General features: G+C 65.2%; 15 protein-coding genes. 9 read left to right on the top strand and 6 right to left on the bottom strand.

The window, feature by feature from the left end:
• Positions 1 to 56: 56 nt before the first annotated feature.
• Both C4S73_RS14495 and C4S73_RS14490 read right to left on the bottom strand, forming a co-directional pair.
• Positions 57 to 1,316, bottom strand: coding sequence for an allantoate amidohydrolase (locus C4S73_RS14495; RefSeq protein ID WP_103873196.1), 1,260 nt, complete (start codon positions 1,314 to 1,316; stop codon positions 57 to 59).
• A gap of 76 nt (positions 1,317 to 1,392) precedes the next feature.
• Positions 1,393 to 2,139, bottom strand: a complete 747-nt coding sequence (locus tag C4S73_RS14490; RefSeq protein WP_103873195.1) for an SDR family NAD(P)-dependent oxidoreductase — start codon at positions 2,137 to 2,139, stop codon at positions 1,393 to 1,395.
• A gap of 419 nt (positions 2,140 to 2,558) precedes the next feature.
• On the opposite strand from C4S73_RS14490, the gene C4S73_RS14485 reads away from it, so the two are divergent.
• Positions 2,559 to 3,362: a WecB/TagA/CpsF family glycosyltransferase gene (locus C4S73_RS14485; protein ID WP_244595598.1), complete on the top strand. Its 804-nt coding sequence runs from the start codon at positions 2,559 to 2,561 to the stop codon at positions 3,360 to 3,362.
• Positions 3,363 to 3,388: 26 nt separating this feature from the next.
• Here C4S73_RS14485 and C4S73_RS14480 read toward each other — a convergent pair whose 3' ends face one another.
• Positions 3,389 to 4,507 (bottom strand): AbrB family transcriptional regulator, encoded by a 1,119-nt coding sequence (locus C4S73_RS14480; RefSeq protein WP_103873194.1) that lies wholly within the window; start codon positions 4,505 to 4,507, stop codon positions 3,389 to 3,391.
• Positions 4,508 to 4,879: 372 nt separating this feature from the next.
• Here C4S73_RS14480 and C4S73_RS14475 point away from each other — a divergent pair, with 372 nt between their 5' ends.
• Entirely contained in the window at positions 4,880 to 5,977 is a 1,098-nt protein-coding gene (locus C4S73_RS14475; protein ID WP_160115776.1) for a DMT family transporter, read from the top strand.
• Between the two features lie 23 nt (positions 5,978 to 6,000).
• Complete coding sequence (locus C4S73_RS14470) at positions 6,001 to 6,936, top strand: acetamidase/formamidase family protein (protein ID WP_103873192.1); 936 nt, start codon at positions 6,001 to 6,003, stop codon at positions 6,934 to 6,936.
• 12 nt (positions 6,937 to 6,948) lie between these two features.
• Here the strand turns inward: C4S73_RS14470 and C4S73_RS14465 are convergent, their stop codons facing one another.
• Complete coding sequence (locus tag C4S73_RS14465; RefSeq protein WP_103873191.1) at positions 6,949 to 7,308, bottom strand: nuclear transport factor 2 family protein; 360 nt, start codon at positions 7,306 to 7,308, stop codon at positions 6,949 to 6,951.
• 214 nt (positions 7,309 to 7,522) lie between these two features.
• Between C4S73_RS14465 and C4S73_RS14460 the strand changes: the two genes are divergently transcribed.
• Positions 7,523 to 8,080, top strand: coding sequence for a winged helix-turn-helix transcriptional regulator (locus tag C4S73_RS14460; RefSeq protein ID WP_103873303.1), 558 nt, complete (start codon positions 7,523 to 7,525; stop codon positions 8,078 to 8,080).
• Here C4S73_RS14460 and C4S73_RS14455 read toward each other — a convergent pair.
• Positions 8,047 to 8,700, bottom strand: coding sequence for a glutathione S-transferase family protein (locus tag C4S73_RS14455; RefSeq protein ID WP_103873190.1), 654 nt, complete (start codon positions 8,698 to 8,700; stop codon positions 8,047 to 8,049). The genes C4S73_RS14460 and C4S73_RS14455 overlap by 34 nt on opposite strands.
• Positions 8,701 to 8,877: 177 nt before the next feature.
• Here C4S73_RS14455 and C4S73_RS14450 point away from each other — a divergent pair, with 177 nt between their 5' ends.
• The 4 genes from C4S73_RS14450 (at position 8,878) to C4S73_RS14435 (ending at position 13,443) form a co-directional block, all read left to right on the top strand.
• On the top strand, positions 8,878 to 9,921 hold the full coding sequence (locus C4S73_RS14450) for a GMP reductase (RefSeq protein ID WP_103873302.1): 1,044 nt from the start codon (positions 8,878 to 8,880) through the stop codon (positions 9,919 to 9,921).
• Positions 9,922 to 10,017: 96 nt separating this feature from the next.
• Positions 10,018 to 11,049: an amino acid ABC transporter substrate-binding protein gene (locus C4S73_RS14445; RefSeq protein WP_200828020.1), complete on the top strand. Its 1,032-nt coding sequence runs from the start codon at positions 10,018 to 10,020 to the stop codon at positions 11,047 to 11,049.
• Between the two features lie 193 nt (positions 11,050 to 11,242).
• Positions 11,243 to 12,406 carry an amino acid ABC transporter permease gene (locus C4S73_RS14440; protein ID WP_103873188.1) on the top strand — a complete coding sequence of 388 codons (1,164 nt, stop codon included), beginning with the start codon at positions 11,243 to 11,245 and terminating at the stop codon, positions 12,404 to 12,406.
• Positions 12,403 to 13,443 carry an amino acid ABC transporter permease gene (locus tag C4S73_RS14435; RefSeq protein WP_103873187.1) on the top strand — a complete coding sequence of 347 codons (1,041 nt, stop codon included), beginning with the start codon at positions 12,403 to 12,405 and terminating at the stop codon, positions 13,441 to 13,443. Before C4S73_RS14440 ends, C4S73_RS14435 begins: the two co-directional genes overlap by 4 nt.
• A gap of 75 nt (positions 13,444 to 13,518) precedes the next feature.
• Here the strand turns inward: C4S73_RS14435 and C4S73_RS14430 are convergent, their stop codons facing one another.
• On the bottom strand, positions 13,519 to 14,079 hold the full coding sequence (locus C4S73_RS14430; RefSeq protein WP_103873301.1) for a GcrA family cell cycle regulator: 561 nt from the start codon (positions 14,077 to 14,079) through the stop codon (positions 13,519 to 13,521).
• Between the two features lie 539 nt (positions 14,080 to 14,618).
• On the opposite strand from C4S73_RS14430, the gene C4S73_RS14425 reads away from it, so the two are divergent.
• Positions 14,619 to 15,839, top strand: coding sequence for an aspartate aminotransferase family protein (locus C4S73_RS14425; RefSeq protein WP_103873186.1), 1,221 nt, complete (start codon positions 14,619 to 14,621; stop codon positions 15,837 to 15,839).
• Positions 15,840 to 15,868: the final 29 nt, after the last annotated feature.

The raw sequence follows: 15,868 nt of genomic DNA, 5'->3' as shown, positions 1-15,868 counted from the left end.
CGTACTGGGGAATGGCACGCGGTGTCGCGGTCTCCCGTGGATGAGAAACATAGCCTTCAGGCGCCCTTTTTGGCCAGTTCCAGGATGGTTTCGATGAGAACACGGATCGCGATGCCGGCATCGGCCTCGGTCATGTTCTCCAGTGGCGAATGGCTGATGCCCTTCTCGTTGCGCACGAACAGCATCGCGGCGGGGCACAGCGTCGCCATGGCCATGGCGTCATGCCCGGCGCCCGAAGGCAGGCGGCGCACGCTGAGATTGCCTCCGGCCCGCGTCACGCCGGCCGCCAATGCATCCTGCAACCCGGGATTCATCGGCACGGCGGCGGCCGTCGCATAGGGGGTGATGGCGAGCCCGACGCCACGCCGCTCGGCAATGGCCGCAAAACGTTCGTGGATGGCCGCATTCATGCTCGCCAGCGTCGCGTTGGACGGGCAGCGGAAGTCGATGGTGAACTCGACGGCGCCCGGCACGACATTGGTGGCGCCGGGATTAGGCGAGAACACGCCGACCGTGCCGACCGCCTGGTCGTGCCCCGCCGCGATCTCCTCCAGCGCCAGCGCCATTTCAGCGCCTGCCGTCAGCGCATCCTTGCGCAGGCTCATCGGCACCGTGCCGGCATGGCCGGCCTCACCGGTCACCTGGATGCGGGCGCGGCTCTGGGCGTTGATCGCGGTGACGATGCCCACCGCCTCGTTCTCCACCTCGAGCACCGGCCCCTGCTCGATATGGACCTCGAGATAGGCCTTCACCGAGCCGGGCTTGCGGGCGAGAGCGGGAATTCCGGCAGGATTTCCGCCGAATTCGACCAGCGCTTCGGCCAGACGGGCCCCCTCGCTGTCGCGGGCATCGAGCCAGGCCGGGTCGTATTCGCCGGTCAACGCGAGGGAAGTGGAGAGATGGGTAGGGAAGCGGACATTCTCCTCATCGCCGAAAGCGACGACCTCGAGCGCAAACGGCAAGACGATGCCGGCGTCGCGCAGCGCCTGCGCGGTCAGGATACCCGCGACGACGCCGAGATTGCCGTCGAAGCGGCCGCCATCCTTCACCGTGTCGATATGCGAGCCGATCACTACCGAAGGCCCACCCGGCACCGGCCCTTCACGCCGGCCCTGCACGGAGCCGGCCGCATCGATGAAGGCGGTCAGCCCCGCCACTTCCATCGCGCCCTTGGTCCATTCGGCCGCCTGCCTGTGCGCCGGCGACAGATAGAGCCGGGTCAGCTTGCCCGGCTCGTCGCTGAAGCGGTTCAGGCCCTGAAGTGCGGCGAAGGCGCGCGCGCCGAGCACAGCGGCGGAGGGAAGCGTCTGGGTCATCTGGGCCGACTCTGGAGCAGGGTGCGCAAAACCGGGAGCCGGTTTTGCGCTGATGGTCTTCTAGGCTGGTGGTCTTCTAGTAAGTCGCGCGGCCGCCCGAAAGATCGAACACGCCGCCGGTGGTGAAGCTGTTCTCCGACGAGGCGAGGAAGGCGACCATCGCCGCGACCTCGTCGGGCAGGAGGAAGCGCCCGCGCGGGATTTTCGCCAGCATGTAGCCGATATGCTCCTCGCTCATCTGGTCGAAGATGCGGGTGCGCGCGGCGGCCGGCGTGATGCAGTTGACCGCGATGTCCTGCGTCGCGAGCTCCTTGCCGAGCGATTTCGTCAGGGCGATCACCGCTGCCTTCGAGGCCGAATAGGCGGATGCGTTGGGGTTGCCCTCCTTGCCGGCGATCGAGGCGACAAGGACGAGACGTCCGTAGTTGCGCTTGATCATGCCGGGGATGACCGCCTGGCAGCAATGCAGCGTGCCGTCGACATTGAGGCGCATGACGCGGGCCCATTCGTCGAGCGGATATTCCCAGGTCTTCAGGTTCGGCCCGGCGATGCCGGCGCTGGTGACGAGGATGTCGACGCTGCCATGCTGGGCTTCCAGCGCGTCGGCTGCGGCCTTCACGGCGTCTGCGTCGGTGACGTCGATGGCAAGCCCGCTCGCTGCGCCACCGATCTCGATCGCCGCCTTGCGGGCGAGATCGCCGTCTAGGTCCCAGATCGCGACCTTGGCGCCGCTGGCTGCAAACCGTTCCGCAACAGCGCGGCCAATGCCCTGCGCCCCGCCGGTTATGATGGCGACACGCTCTTTGAGATCGATTTGGTTCATGGCCAGCCCTTGTCGTCGATGGGGCGGCAGGCTAGCCGGAGATCGACGGCCCGGCCAGAGGCGAAGAAGCTTGTTAAGAACTTCGGCAGGAGCGGCAGAGGGCGGTAACCATTCCGGCAAAAAGGCAGCGGGTTTTGTGTGTCGCGCGGCATGTGCCGGAACGGGTCATTCGGGGCGCTGTCGTGCCATTGTCTGACAGCTTCGCGGCAAGCTCGAACCCTCGCCCAGCCGGACGTTGCGGCCACGTTTCGTAACGAGACAACCCATTGGTTTCACTGCGGGTTCGGATTAACTCCGCGTCGCGGATTTAGGGAAGAAGCCGTTCACCCTTCGGCTTGGATCAGCTTGACCGGCGCGGCGGTTGCGCCATGACATGATGGCGAAATCGCCTGTCGTGGTCATCTGGATCGAGCCCTGCCGTGCCTGCTGCCCTTTCCCTCGCTATCGCGGATGATGAGGCCCCGACACGGGTCGCCATTGCCACGCGCGATATCGGCGGCATCGGCATCGCCGCCCTGACCTGGGAGGCTGCTTTGTCGGAGCTATCCGACGCAATGGCGAGCGGGCGGCATGTAAAGCTCGCCTTCTGCAACGCCAACCTCGTGAATGTCGGAGCGCACGATCCCGCGTTGTTGCAGCGGCTGACGGATTTTCTCGTGCTGGCCGATGGTCTGGGCGTGGATATCGCCAGCTGGCTGCTGCATGGCGCGCCCTTCCCGGCGAACCTCAACGGCACGGATTTCTTCCCCGTGCTGTTGGCGTCGGAAACGCGGTCCTTGCGGGTCGGGCTGGTCGGCGGACGGCCGGGAGTCGCCGAACGCGCGGCGTCGGCTCTGGCGCGGAAGTATCCCGCACACCGCTTCAGCGTGGTCAGCCATGGTTACTTCGCACCCAATGAAGAGGCCGGGTTGCTGGCCCGGCTGAAGGCCGCCCCGCCGGACCTGCTGCTGGTGGCGATGGGCAATCCACGGCAGGAGCGTTGGATCGCCGACAAGCTCGGCCTGCAGCATTGCACTGTCGCTGCCGGCGTCGGTGCCCTGTTCGATTTCTTTGCAGGCGAAGTCTCGCGTGCGCCGGAGCTGATCCGCCAATTCCGGCTGGAATGGGCATACCGGCTCTGGCTGGAGCCCGGCCGGCTCTGGCGGCGCTATGTCGTCGGCAATCCCGTCTTTATGTTGCGCATGGTCCGGCAGCGGCTGTTCGTCGGCAGATCAGCACAGTAAATCCAGGCGATGTGACGCGCTGAGTCCTATTCGGCCGGCGCTGTCTCGCTAGCCTTGCTGCGCCCGAGGATCAGCCCGAACAGCGGCCCTGCCGCGACCATAACCAGGAAGACCCGGATGATGTGGTGCGCCGCCACGAAGGCGACCTCGGTATGCAACGCCAGGGCGATCAGGCTCATTTCGGCGAGGCCGCCCGGCGAATAGGCCAGGATCAGCGGCACATGGCCGTGCACCGAGAGCTGCGCCACGATCCAGGCGAAGGCGAGCGTCAGCGCCAGCAGGATGATGGTGGAGCCGACCGACAGGGTCAGCACGCGGAAGATGATGCGGGCGGGCGTGCCCACGAAACGGCAGCCGATGGTGACGCCGAGAATGAGCTGCGCGGCGTTGACGATCTCGAAGGGCGGGACCGAGTCGCTCAAACCCACCACATGGACGATCGCGCTGACCAGCATAGGACCGAGCAGATATTTAGCCGGCAATCTCAGCCAGTGGCCGACGAGGACGCCCAGCAGCCCGCACCCCAGCAGCCAGAGCTCGGCAAAGAGGGGAGTCTGCGAGAAGGACGGCCCGGCGATCCGCGTTCCACCGAGAGGAACGCCACCGATCCACTGCACGATGAAGGGCAGCGTCATCACCACCAGCAGGATGCGGGCGGAATGGATCAGCGCGATGATCCGGGCGTCGCCGCCCTTTTCTTCGCCGACCGTGACCATCTCGACCAATCCGCCGGGCATGCCCGCGAAAAAGGCGGTGACCGGGTCAAAACCGGCGATGCGGCGGAAATAGCCGACGCAGGCGAAGCCGCAGGCGCACATGAACAGCACTAGCCCGATCAGCGTCGGTAGCCAGTTCGGCAATTGCGCCACGACCTCCGGCTTGAAGCTCGCGCCGAGCATGACGCCGATCACGACGGTCATCGGCGGCCGGATGACGGGCGGCGCGGCGACCGGCATGCGCAGCAGCGCCGCCACGGTGCAGAAGACCATCGAGCCCAGCATCCAGGGCAGCGGCAGGCGCAACTGAACGAAAAGCCAGCCGCCGAAGCCGCCCAGCAACAGCGCCAGCGCGAAGCGGCGATAGGGAAAGCGGGCCGGTGCGAGCGCGCGGATGCCGTTGACGAAATCGGACAGGAGCACTTTCATGGGCAAGCCGCCGCGTTGTGACATTGCCCGATGTAAAGCGGTCCGGTGGCCTCGACGACGCCCGCCCAAGCGCATGGGTCAAAAGGACATCCCGCCTCGTCCGCGTGGCAGCCGGAGTTCATCGTTCCTGCAAATCCGTGTTCCAGAGAAGAGCCACCTCCTAGAGCGTCATGCGTGCACTGCATAGGGCCGCTTGCGAATGCCGCCCTTGCCCTGCCGGCGCATCGGCCGCTGCGAGGCGCCGCCGCCCGTTGCCGGCACAACCCCGCCATGTCCGCCGGTCTCTGGCGAAAGATGCACGATTATTCAATGATTTCGAACCAGGGATGGACACTGAGCCGGGCATCGTAGCCCCGGCTGATGGTTGGGGCGATGAGCGAAGACCGGCAGACCGGGCGGCAGGACCGTTCGGGGTTCGAAGATGACGTCGCCGAGGCGACGTTCGCCCCGTCTTCGCCAGCTGAATCGGGTTCTCCCGCCTCGGACTGGCTTGCGGACGAGCCTGTCGTTCTCGCCGCGATTCCACAGGTCGCCGATCCCTCGCCGATAGGTTGGCTCGCCCGGCGCCGGCACAGGCTCCAGCGCTGGTGGCGTGGAGCGAGCCATAATCTGCGCGGCTCGGTCTACATGATGTCGGCGCTGCTGGTTTACGCGGTGATGGTCGGCTCGATCAAACATGTCGGCGGCGTGATTCCTCTCGTCCAGATCCTGCTGATCCGGCAGATCATCATGAGCGTGATCATCGTTGCGTTTTCGGCCGGTTCCCTGGGCCCGATGCTGCGCACCACGCGGCCGGGTCTGCAGGTTGTCCGCAGCGTGCTCACGCTGATCTCGATGCTGTGCGGCTTCACCGCCATCATCAAGATTCCGCTGGCCCAGGCCACCGCGATCGGTTTCAGCCAGGTGCTGTTCGTGACGATCGCCGCCGTTCTGGTGCTGAAGGAGGTCGTGGATGCCAGGCGTTGGGCTGCAACCATCATCGGTTTTGCCGGCGTCCTGATCATGCTGCGCCCGAGCGGAGACGGGCTCGATCTCTACGCCATGATGGCAGTCGGCGGCGCGGTGTTCGGCGCCGGCATCACTGTCAGCGTGCGCATGCTGGCGGCGACCGAGCGCACGGACACGATCCTGATCTATCAGGGGCTGGTGCTGATCGCGCTGCTCGCGGTTCCCGGCTGGCTGTTCTGGGTGCCGCCGACAACCGAGCAATGGCTCTGGCTTCTCGTGCTCAGCCTGTTCGGCACGGCCGGCCAATGGCTGATCACGCGTGCCTATCAGGTCGGCGAGGCGGCAGCGCTGGCGCCGCTGGATTTCAGCCGCCTGATCCTGGCGAGCCTGACTGGTTTCGTTTTCTTCGCCGAGATCCCGGCGCTCTCGACCTGGATCGGCGCGGCGATCGTCATCGGCGCTACGCTCTACACCATCCGCAAGAACGCGCGGCCGCTGGTCGTGCCAACGGCCTCGGCCTGAACCCTTCGCCTGGAGAGCTGCCCGTGACGCATCATCTTGTCGAGGCAGGCCTTGCGACCTGCCATTGGGGATTCTTCGAGGCGGCGCTCAAACCCGTTCTGACGATCGAGAGCGGCGACAGCGTCACGATCCGTACCGTGACGGGACCGGCCGATGCCCAGCCGAAATCGGGTTTCCATGTGCTGCCGGAGATCCACGAGATCCATGCCAAGGCCGAGCGCATGGTGCCCGGCCATATCCTCACCGGCCCGGTCGCGGTGAAGGGGGCCAGGCCCGGCCATGTGCTGGAGGTGCGTATCCGCGAGGTGAAGCTACGCACCGACTGGGGCTACACCATGATTAAGCCGCTGGCCGGTACACTCCCCGAGGAGTTCGACCAGCACAGCCTGATCCATATCGGCCTCGACGCGAAAACCAATCTCGCCCATCTGCCCTGGGGCATGGATCTGCCGCTTTCGCCCTTTTTCGGCGTAATGGGCACAGCGCCGCCGCCTCATTGGGGCCGGCAGACCTCTCTGGTACCACGCGCCTTCGGCGGCAATCTCGACAACAAGGAACTCGTCGCCGGCGCAACGCTCTATCTGCCTGTTTTCGTCGAGGGAGGCCTGTTCTCCTGCGGCGACGGCCATGGTGCGCAGGGCGATGGCGAGGTCTGCGTCACCGCGATCGAGACCGCGCTGGAGGGCACCTTCGAGTTCATCCTGCGCGAGGATCTGAGCTTCGGGATGCCCCGCGCGGAGACGCCGACGCATCACATCACCATGGGCATCGATCCCGACCTCGACATCTGCGCCAAGGACGCGCTGCGCGACATGATCGGGCTGATCGTCGAGCGCACCAAACTGTCGCGCGAGCAGGCCTATATGCTGTGCAGCCTCGCTGCCGATCTGCGGATCACCCAGACAGTCAACGGCTCCAAGGGCGTCCACTGCATGCTGGCGAAGAGCCTGGTTCCGTGAACGCGCGCTGACTCACACCTGCTTGACGAAGATACCGTCCTTGTAGCTCGCGCCGAAATAGACGGTGATTTCCCTGACGAGATCGCCGTCGAAGACGAAGAATTCGGTGTTGCGGAAGGTCTTGCCACCGACCGTCGTCTTGTAGGTCACGAACGCCTCGTTCCCCTCCTCGAAAATGCGCTCGATATCGACGGCGTCCATCGTCTCGCTGGTCGGCCAGCAGCGCTCGAAATAGGTCGCCCGGTCGATCGCATCGTCATAGGGGCTGGTGAAGCGCAGGTCGGGGCTCATGCTCGCCTCGACGACATCGCGCTGCTTCGTCAGATAGGCGTCGAACAGACTGCGGATGATGGCGGCCTTGCTGCGTGCCATTGTCGTGCTCCCACCGGTTCGAGTTCGCGGCCGAGGTTTTGGGGCAACCCGCCTCTTGATTGGCCGCCTGATCCTTGGCGCCGGGAAATGCGGCCTGCGCGAAGACGGGTCAGCGGTTTCCTCCACACCAGTTGCGGTTTACAAGCAGTTGTAAGCTAAAAAGACCGGTGCGATATTGCAAGCGGTTTTCGAATTCCGCTTTGGAGCCGTGTTTGTGAGCGACGATCCCCGGTCGGGCTGCCCGATCAACCTCACTCTGGAAGTCGTCGGCGACAAATGGAGCCTGCTCATCCTGCGCGACATGATGTTCGGCAATCGCCGGCATTTCCGCGAATTACTGCTGCAATCGGAGGAAGCCATCTCCTCCAACATCCTCGCCGACCGGCTGAAGACCCTGCTCGAGCAGGATATCCTCACTCGGGCCGAAGACCCGACGCATAAGCAGAAAGTGACCTACAGCCTGACCGAGAAGGGCATCCAGCTCCTGCCCGTGCTGGCGCAGATGTCGGGCTGGGGGCTGAAATTCCTGCCCGTGAGCGAGGAACTTTCGATCCGCGCCGAAGTGCTGGCGCAGGGCGGGCCTCCGCTCTGGGAGGAGTTCATGGACGAATTGCGCGAGAGCCATCTCGGCTGGCCCAACCCCGCACGGGTCAATCCCGGCTGGACCAGTGTCGGCTCGCGGTTGCGCGCTGCCTATGAGGCAGTCGTGGCGCGCCAGCAGGCCCAGCGAGCCGCCGCTCAGCCTGGATCGGCTGGGAACATCGCAAAATAGGGCTCTGCCTCCCGGAGCACGCGGGCATAGGAGGGCCGCTCCAGAAGGCGCGCGAAATAGGCTGCGACGGCAGGGTAATCGGCGCCGAAAGGCATGACCTTGTCGGAATAGAACAAGGCGGGCGCCGCCGCGCAATCAGCCATCGAGAACGTCTCGCCGGCGACCCAGCGCTCGCCAAGCGCGTCTTCGAGCACGCCATAGGCTATTTTCAGGCGCTCGCGTGCATGCGCGACGCCCATCGGGTCACGCTGGCCGTGGGGCCTCAGGCGGTCGCCAACGATCTTCTGCATGGCGTCATGGACATGGAGATCGAAGAACCGGTCCCAGTGGCGCACCTCTAGGGCGGCGGCCGGCTCCTGCGGGATTAGCGCCGATGCTCCGGGATGATTTTGGTTGAGATATTCGATGATCAGGCTCGATTCCGGCACGATCCGTCCCTTCGCCGAATCCTCCAGCACCGGAAACTTGCCGATCGGCCAGAGCTTGAGCAGCGCCGCGCGTTCGCCGGGATCGGTGAGATCGACGATCTGCGGCGTGAACGGCGTCCCCGCCTCGTAAAGCGCGATCAGCACCTTGTGGCAGAAGCTCGACAGCGGATGAAAATGAAGTGTGAGAGTCATGCCGTTTCGCTCCCGATCAGATCGTGTCGAGCGGGAGACTATCAAACCGATATCGTTTTGCAATCGGTTTTGACGTGCCAAGCCTCGGATTGCCTCCTTGCGGGGCGAGCGGCTATGAATCCGGGCACGCTTCTGAGTCTGCGTGCGCCGTCATCGCCCATCAGCCGAGGCCAGACCATGCGCATCGAGAACGACCCGAAACTCGACTTCCGTGACGTGCTGATCCGGCCCAAGCGCTCGACGCTGGGGAGCCGCGCCCATGTCGATGTCACCAGGAGCTTCCGCTTCGCCCATACCGGCAAGGACTGGTCCGGCTTTCCGCTGATCGCAGCGAATATGGACGTGGTCGGCACGATGGCGATAGCCCGCGCGCTGCTGAAGCATGGCGCGATGGTGGCGCTGCACAAACATTATGACGCCGACGAACTTGTCGCCTTCTTCAGCGAGGCGGAAGCGGCCAACGCCTTCTATTCGCTCGGCACGACCGAGGCCGACCACGACAAGCTCAAGGCCGTGCACGCGAAGTCGCCGATCACCAAGATCTGCCTCGACGTCGCCAATGGCTACACCGAGAAATTCGTCGATACCGTCAAGGCGACTCGGGAGGCTTTTCCCGACGCCGCGATCATGGCCGGCAATGTCGTCACGGGCGATATGACGGAAGCGCTGATCCTGGCCGGCGCGGATATCGTCAAGGTCGGCATCGGGCCGGGCTCTGTCTGCACGACACGGAAGATGACCGGCGTCGGCTATCCGCAGCTCTCCGCGATCATCGAATGCTCGGATGCGGCGCATGGCCTGAAGGGGCTGGTCTGCGGCGATGGCGGCGTCACCGTTCCCGGCGACCTCGCGAAAGGTTACGGCGCGGGCGCGGATTTCATGATGCTCGGCGGCATGCTCGCCGGCCATGACGAATGCGAGGGCGATATCCGCTACGAGGAACGCGACGGCGAGAAGGTCGCGGTCGGCATGACCTTCTACGGCATGTCCTCGGACACGGCGATGAAGCGCTATTCCGGCGGCGTTGCGAAATACCGGGCCTCGGAAGGCAAGACCGTGGAGGTGCCCTATCGCGGTCCTGTCGAGGGCACGATGCAGGAGCTGATGGGCGGCGTCCGCTCGGCGATGACCTATATCGGCGCAGTCAGGCTGAAGGAGGTGCCCAAGCGCACCACCTTCATCATGGTCGGAAGCCAGCTGAACACGATTTTCGGTGGCTGATCTCCGTCCTATGGTCGACTACCGCTGACGGCCCGCCTGTTGCATAGTCGCGCGGGCAACACAGAAAACCGCTTACGGTTTCGGGGAGATGATGTGATGAGAATGAGGATTCTGGGCGCGACGGTTCTGCTGGCGGCGAGCGCTTCGCTTGCGAGCGCGCAGCAGCTGACACCGAGCCCGACGCTGGATGCCGTCAAGGCGCGCGGCAATCTCGAATGCGGCGTGCATCTCGGCCTGCCCGGCTTCTCCTTCGCCAATGACAAGGGCGAGTGGACCGGGCTCGATGTCGATTATTGCCGGGCGCTCGCGGCCGCCGTCCTCGGTGACGCCAAGAAGGTGAAGTACACGCCGACCTCGGTGCAGCAGCGCTGGCCGATCCTGCAATCGGGCCAGGTCGATGTGCTCGCGCGCAATTCGACCATCACCTTCTCGCGCAACGCCTCGCTTGGCCTGAACTTCCAGGGCATCAATTTCTACGAGGGCCAGACCTTCCTCGTCCGCAAGTCGACCAATGCCAAGACGGCCGCCGATCTCGACGGCGCGTCGGTCTGCGTCGCCGCCGGCTCGACCGAGGAGAAGAACGCCTCCGACTGGTTCCGCGAGCGCAACCTCAAGGTGACCATCACCAACTTCCAGAAGAACGACGACGCCATCGCCGCCTATGACGCCGGCCGTTGCGACGCCTACACCGCCGGTGTCGGCGCGCTCGCCGGCCAGCGCGTCAAGCTGAAGGTGCCCGACGAGCACATCATCCTGACCCAGCCGATCTCGAACGATCCGCAGGGGCCGGTGACGCGCTGGGGCGACGAGCGCTGGCAGCTGATCGTGCGCTGGGTGCTGAACGGCACGATCGCGGCCGAAATGCTCGGCGTGACCTCCGCCAATGTCGACGAGATGAAGGCCAACTCGAAGAATTCGGAAGTCCGCCGCCTGCTCGGAGCCGAGGGTGATTTCGGCGCCATGATGGGGCTTCCGAACGACTGGATGTACAACGCCATCAAGCAGGTCGGGAATTACGGCGAAAGCTTCGACCGCTCCGTCGGCGCGGGCTCGACGCTGAAGCTGGAGCGCGGCCAGAACCAGCTCTGGACCAAGGGCGGCCTGCTGTTCACCCCGCCTTTCCAGTGAGAGCGCTTGCGTATCGTTGGTAGCCCTTGATGGAAGCGCACCGTCATCCCGGACAAGCCGCGAAGCGGCGCCGATCCGGGATCCATGCCGGAACACTGCCGGTTGATGCTCAGGCATGGGTCCCGGGTCTGCGCTGCGCTTCGCCCGGGATGACGGCGCGTTTCGCGCATCAATCTCAATAAGGCCGCGCGGCATGGCCAAGGCACTTGCCCTTCTCAACGACAAACGCGTCCGCGACTGGATCTACCAGATCGCGGTCGTGGCGCTGCTCGTCGGCCTGACCATCTTCTTCGTGCGCAATGCGTCGGAGAACATGGTCAAGGCCGGCATCGCCTCCGGCTTCGATTTCCTGTGGCGGGCATCGGGCATCGACGTGCCCTTCGTGCTCACGAACTACACGCGATCAGACACGATCATGGGTCTGTTCTGGGTCGGCGTCGCCAATACCATGCTGGTGACGGTGATCGCGATGGTGCTCGCGACGCTGCTCGGCTTCGTCGTCGGCATCGCGCGCCTGTCCTCGCACTGGCTGCTCTCGACGCTGGCGGGCGCCTATATCGAGTTCGTCCGCAACATCCCGCTGCTGTTCTTCGTGCTGTTCTGGTATTTCGGCGTCATCGCCTCGCTGCCGGCCCCGCGTGACAGCGTAAAACTGTTCGGCATCGCCTTCCTCAACAATCGCGGCCTGACGATCCCGCTGCCCGACGCGCCCTCGAACTTCCGTTGGGCGCTGGGCGCGATTCTCCTGTCATGGTTCGCGCAATGGCTGGTGGCGCGCTGGGCGCGGCGACGCAAGGATCGCACCGGCCAGGACGCGCCGATGCTGGCGATCGGGCTCGTCCTCGTCGTGCTCGTGCCGGCTCTCGCCATCGCCTGGGCCAGCCTCGCGACGCGCTGGGACGTGCCGGTGCTACGGGGCTTCAACTATCGCGGCGGCTTCGTCGTGATCCCGGAATTCGTGGCGCTGCTGGCGGCGCTGGTCACCTATACCGCCGGCTTCATCGCCGAGATCGTGCGCGGCGGCATCCAGGCCGTGCCACATGGCCAGATCGAGGCGGCCTCGGCGCTGGGCCTGCGCCCCGGCCGAATCCTGCGCCTCGTCACCATCCCGCAGGCATTGAGGGTGATGATCCCGCCGCTGACGAACCAGTATCTCAACGTGCTCAAGAACTCGTCCTTCGGCGCGGCCATCGCCTATCCCGATGTGGTCAGCCTGTTCATGGGCTCGGCCCTCAACAATACCGGCCAGGCTATCGAGATCATCGCAATGACGCTGGCGGTCTACCTCGTCATCGGACTGGCCGTTTCGGCCTTCATGAACTGGTACAATGCCAGGATCGCGCTGGTGACGCGATGAGTAGCGCCTCGCTCCCGCTCTGGAGACAGCGCCTGTTCGGCACCCCGGCGACCGGCATCGTCACGGTCGTGCTGGCCTTCGTGCTGGCCTGGGTCGCGATTCCGATCATCCGCTGGGCCCTGATCGATGCGAACTGGGTCGGCACCACGCGGGCGGACTGCACGGCGGGTGGCGCCTGCTGGGTCTTCATCCGCGCCCGTTTCGGCCAGTTCATGTACGGGCTCTATCCGGTCGACCAACGCTGGCGCGTCGACCTGACCGGGATCATCTTCCTTGTGTCGGTATTAGGCATCGTCTTCGCGCCGCAGCGGCTGCGCCTGAGGGCCGGCCTCGCTGCGCTTGTCGTGCTTCCGCCGCTGGGCATCTGGCTGCTCGCGGGTGGGTTTGGGCTGCGCCCCGTCGAGACGCGCGAATGGGGCGGCCTGATGCTGACCCTGTTCATCTCGGTCTATTCGAGCCTGATCGCGATCCCGCTCGGCATCATCTTCGCGCTCGGGCGCCAGTCGCAGCTGCGCGTCATCCGTCTGATCAGCATCCTGTTCATCGAGTTCTGGCGGGGCGTGCCGATCATCGCGGTAATCTTTCTCGCCTCTCTCCTGCTGCCTTTGATCCTGCCCGGCGGCATCGGCATCGACAGGTTGGCGCGCGCCGTGATCGGGCTCGGCTTCGTTATCGCCGCCTATATGGCCGAAGCCGTGCGCGGGGGCCTGCAGGCCCTGCCATCGGGCCAGAGGGAGGCCGCGACCGCGCTCGGGCTGAACTACTGGAAGGCGACCGGCCTCATCGTCCTGCCGCAGGCATTGCGCATCTCGCTGCCGGCAATGACCAACGAGTTCATCGCCCTGGTGAAGAACACGACGCTGGTCCTGGTGGTCTCGATCCTCGACCTGCTCGGCATCGCGCAGGCCTCGCTCGCCGACCCCGCCTGGGTCGGCATGAACATGGAGGCCTACGCGTTCTCAGGCGCGATCTACTGGCTGATCTGCTTCGCGCTCTCGCGCTGGAGCCGGCATCTCGAGAGCCGACGGCGGCTTTAAGCTGCCAGTCAAATTCCACATACGAAAAAGCCGGCCTCGCGGCCGGCTTTTTGCGTCATTATCATCTCGATAAGTTCAGCCGCGTGCAACCCGGCTGCGGTCGCGCCTGCGATCGGCGGCGGGCTGATAGGCGATCTGCGCGTGGTGGCTGCAATAGGGCATGCCGGTCTGCGAGCGGCCGCCGCAGAAGCGGAATTCCGGTGTGGTCGGATCGCCCATGGGCCAGCGGCACATATATTCGCGCAGGTCCATGATGGTGACGCGTTCGGAGAACGGCACGACCACATCCTCGGACGGTGTCGGCGCCTGCTGCGTCTCCGGCTCCTCCTCGGGAGCATATTGCGGTGCCAGCGCATTGGCGCCGCGGGTCATGCCGGCCGTTGCGCCCTGGTTCCCGGTCATCGGGTGGCTGGGCGAGCGGGTCGGCGCCTTGCGGGGGGCGTTGTTGCGCGGCGTGCTCGGGGCAGCAGGGTTCTTGGCCCGGCCGGAAAGACCGAGACGATGGACCTTTCCGATCACGGCGTTACGCGTCACCGAGCCGAGTTCGCCCGCGATCTGGCTCGCGCTCAACCCGTCGCTCCAGAGCTTCTTCAGAAGCTCGACGCGTTCTTCCGTCCATGCTCCGGCTTCGTTCATCGGCGTCACCTGTCTTGTCCGGACGGCCCCTGACGGAGCTGTCCTATGGGCGGATCGTGGCGGAATCCGAAGCCGGCAGCGCCCGTCGCTAGACGGAGGCCGTTACACCCGGAACTGACGGTACTGGGGACGCCGCACGAGATGTCGTATCTGACGAACGAGACCATACAAGATGGCCGGACTCGGCGACAAGAGTCCGCGAATCAGAAATCGTCTTTTCCCCAGGCCATTCGCAAAATTTTCGTCAAGGGGCTCGCTGCCATTTTCCTGACGCAGCGGCATGGAATTGACAGCGGCCAGCCCCTTTAGCATACTCCGACTACCAGCTGACGCCGCCCCTCCGGGCGGCGCTTATGTTTTTGCAGATCAGGACCTGCGATGATGCGGATGACGGCGCGACGAGATGTCGGGAGCTGGCTGCGACGATAACGTCGTCGCGGGGTCGTAACGTGGCTGCAAGAAGCCTGTTCGCCCTGGAACACCGTTGTCAGTCCAGCACCAATCCGTTCTCAACCGTCCCGTCGCGAGGATCGCATTCCATGGCTTCTGCTCCCGTTTCCGCTGCCCCCTCCGTTCTGCTGCCGACCTATGCCCGCGCTCCCGTCGCCTTCGAGCGCGGTGAAGGCCCCTGGGCGATCACGGCCGATGGCACGCGCTACCTCGATTTCGGCGCCGGCATCGCGGTCAACGCGCTGGGCCACGCCCATCCGCATCTGGTGAAGGCGCTGACCGAGCAGGCCGGCAAGATCTGGCACACCTCGAACCTCTACACGATGCCGGAGGGTGAGAAGCTGGCGTGCCGGCTCTGCGAGGCGACTTTCGCGGAGCGCGTCTTCTTCACCAATTCGGGCGCCGAGGCGAACGAGTGCGCCATTAAGATGGCGCGCAAATACCACGCCGCGAAGGGCGCTCCCGAGCGCTTCCGTATCATCACCTTCGAGGGTGCCTTTCATGGCCGCACGCTGGCGACCATCGCCGCCGGCGGGCAGCAGAAATATATCGACGGCTTCGGCCCCAAGGTCGACGGCTTCGACCAGGTGCCGTTCGATGACGAGAAGGCCCTGAAGGCTGCGATCGGACCCGAGACGGCCGCGCTGATGATCGAGACGATCCAGGGCGAGGGTGGCTTGCGCTCCGTGCCGCCGCGCTTCCTCAAGCTGCTGCGCGAACTCTGCGACGAGCACGGCCTGATGCTGATCTTCGACGAGATCCAGACCGGCGTCGGCCGCACCGGCAAGTTCTTCTCCTATGAGCTTTACGGCGTCACGCCCGACATCATGTCGATCGCCAAGGGCATCGGCGGTGGCTTCCCGATGGGCGCCTGCCTCGCAACAGAAGAGGCGGCGTCGGGCATGACGCTGGGCACTCACGGCACGACCTTCGGCGGCAATCCGCTCGCCATGGCCGTCGGGAATGCGGTGCTGGATGTCGTACTGGCTCCGGGCTTCCTCGACCATGTCGCGCAGATCGGCCTGCGGTTGCGCCAGTCGCTGGCCCAGCTCAAGGACCAGCATCCCGATGTCATCGCCGAGATCCGCGGCGAGGGCCTGATGCTCGGCCTGAAGCTGCACACGCTGAATACCGATTTCGTCACCGAGGCACGTGCTGCCGGCCTGCTGGTCGTCGGTGCGGGCGATAACGTCGTGCGCCTGCTGCCGCCGCTGATCATCAGCGAGGCTGATGTCTCCGAGGCCGTGTCGCGGCTTGATCGTGCCGCGAGCGCGATCGAAGCCACGCTCAAGCGCCCGGCTGCCGAATAGCGCTTGAGCCCTTTCTTATCCCCGACGTG

It is taken from the genome of Allobosea lathyri (assembly GCF_900108245.1).
Lineage (GTDB): Bacteria > Pseudomonadota > Alphaproteobacteria > Rhizobiales > Beijerinckiaceae > Allobosea > Allobosea lathyri.
The sequence above is the reverse complement of the archived record's forward strand: the minus strand, read 5'-3'. Positions and strand labels throughout refer to the sequence as shown.

Coding starts and splice junctions, on each gene's coding strand:
- C4S73_RS14430 (WP_103873301.1), bottom strand. CDS start 14,079: ATGAACGAAGCCGGAGCATGGACGGAAGAACGCGTCGAGCTTCTGAAG.
- C4S73_RS14425 (WP_103873186.1), top strand. CDS start 14,619: ATGGCTTCTGCTCCCGTTTCCGCTGCCCCCTCCGTTCTGCTGCCGACC.
- C4S73_RS14450 (WP_103873302.1), top strand. CDS start 8,878: ATGCGCATCGAGAACGACCCGAAACTCGACTTCCGTGACGTGCTGATC.
- C4S73_RS14455 (WP_103873190.1), bottom strand. CDS start 8,700: ATGACTCTCACACTTCATTTTCATCCGCTGTCGAGCTTCTGCCACAAG.
- C4S73_RS14490 (WP_103873195.1), bottom strand. CDS start 2,139: ATGAACCAAATCGATCTCAAAGAGCGTGTCGCCATCATAACCGGCGGG.
- C4S73_RS14445 (WP_200828020.1), top strand. CDS start 10,018: ATGAGAATGAGGATTCTGGGCGCGACGGTTCTGCTGGCGGCGAGCGCT.
- C4S73_RS14475 (WP_160115776.1), top strand. CDS start 4,880: ATGAGCGAAGACCGGCAGACCGGGCGGCAGGACCGTTCGGGGTTCGAA.
- C4S73_RS14465 (WP_103873191.1), bottom strand. CDS start 7,308: ATGGCACGCAGCAAGGCCGCCATCATCCGCAGTCTGTTCGACGCCTAT.
- C4S73_RS14480 (WP_103873194.1), bottom strand. CDS start 4,507: ATGAAAGTGCTCCTGTCCGATTTCGTCAACGGCATCCGCGCGCTCGCA.
- C4S73_RS14435 (WP_103873187.1), top strand. CDS start 12,403: ATGAGTAGCGCCTCGCTCCCGCTCTGGAGACAGCGCCTGTTCGGCACC.
- C4S73_RS14440 (WP_103873188.1), top strand. CDS start 11,243: ATGGCCAAGGCACTTGCCCTTCTCAACGACAAACGCGTCCGCGACTGG.
- C4S73_RS14495 (WP_103873196.1), bottom strand. CDS start 1,316: ATGACCCAGACGCTTCCCTCCGCCGCTGTGCTCGGCGCGCGCGCCTTC.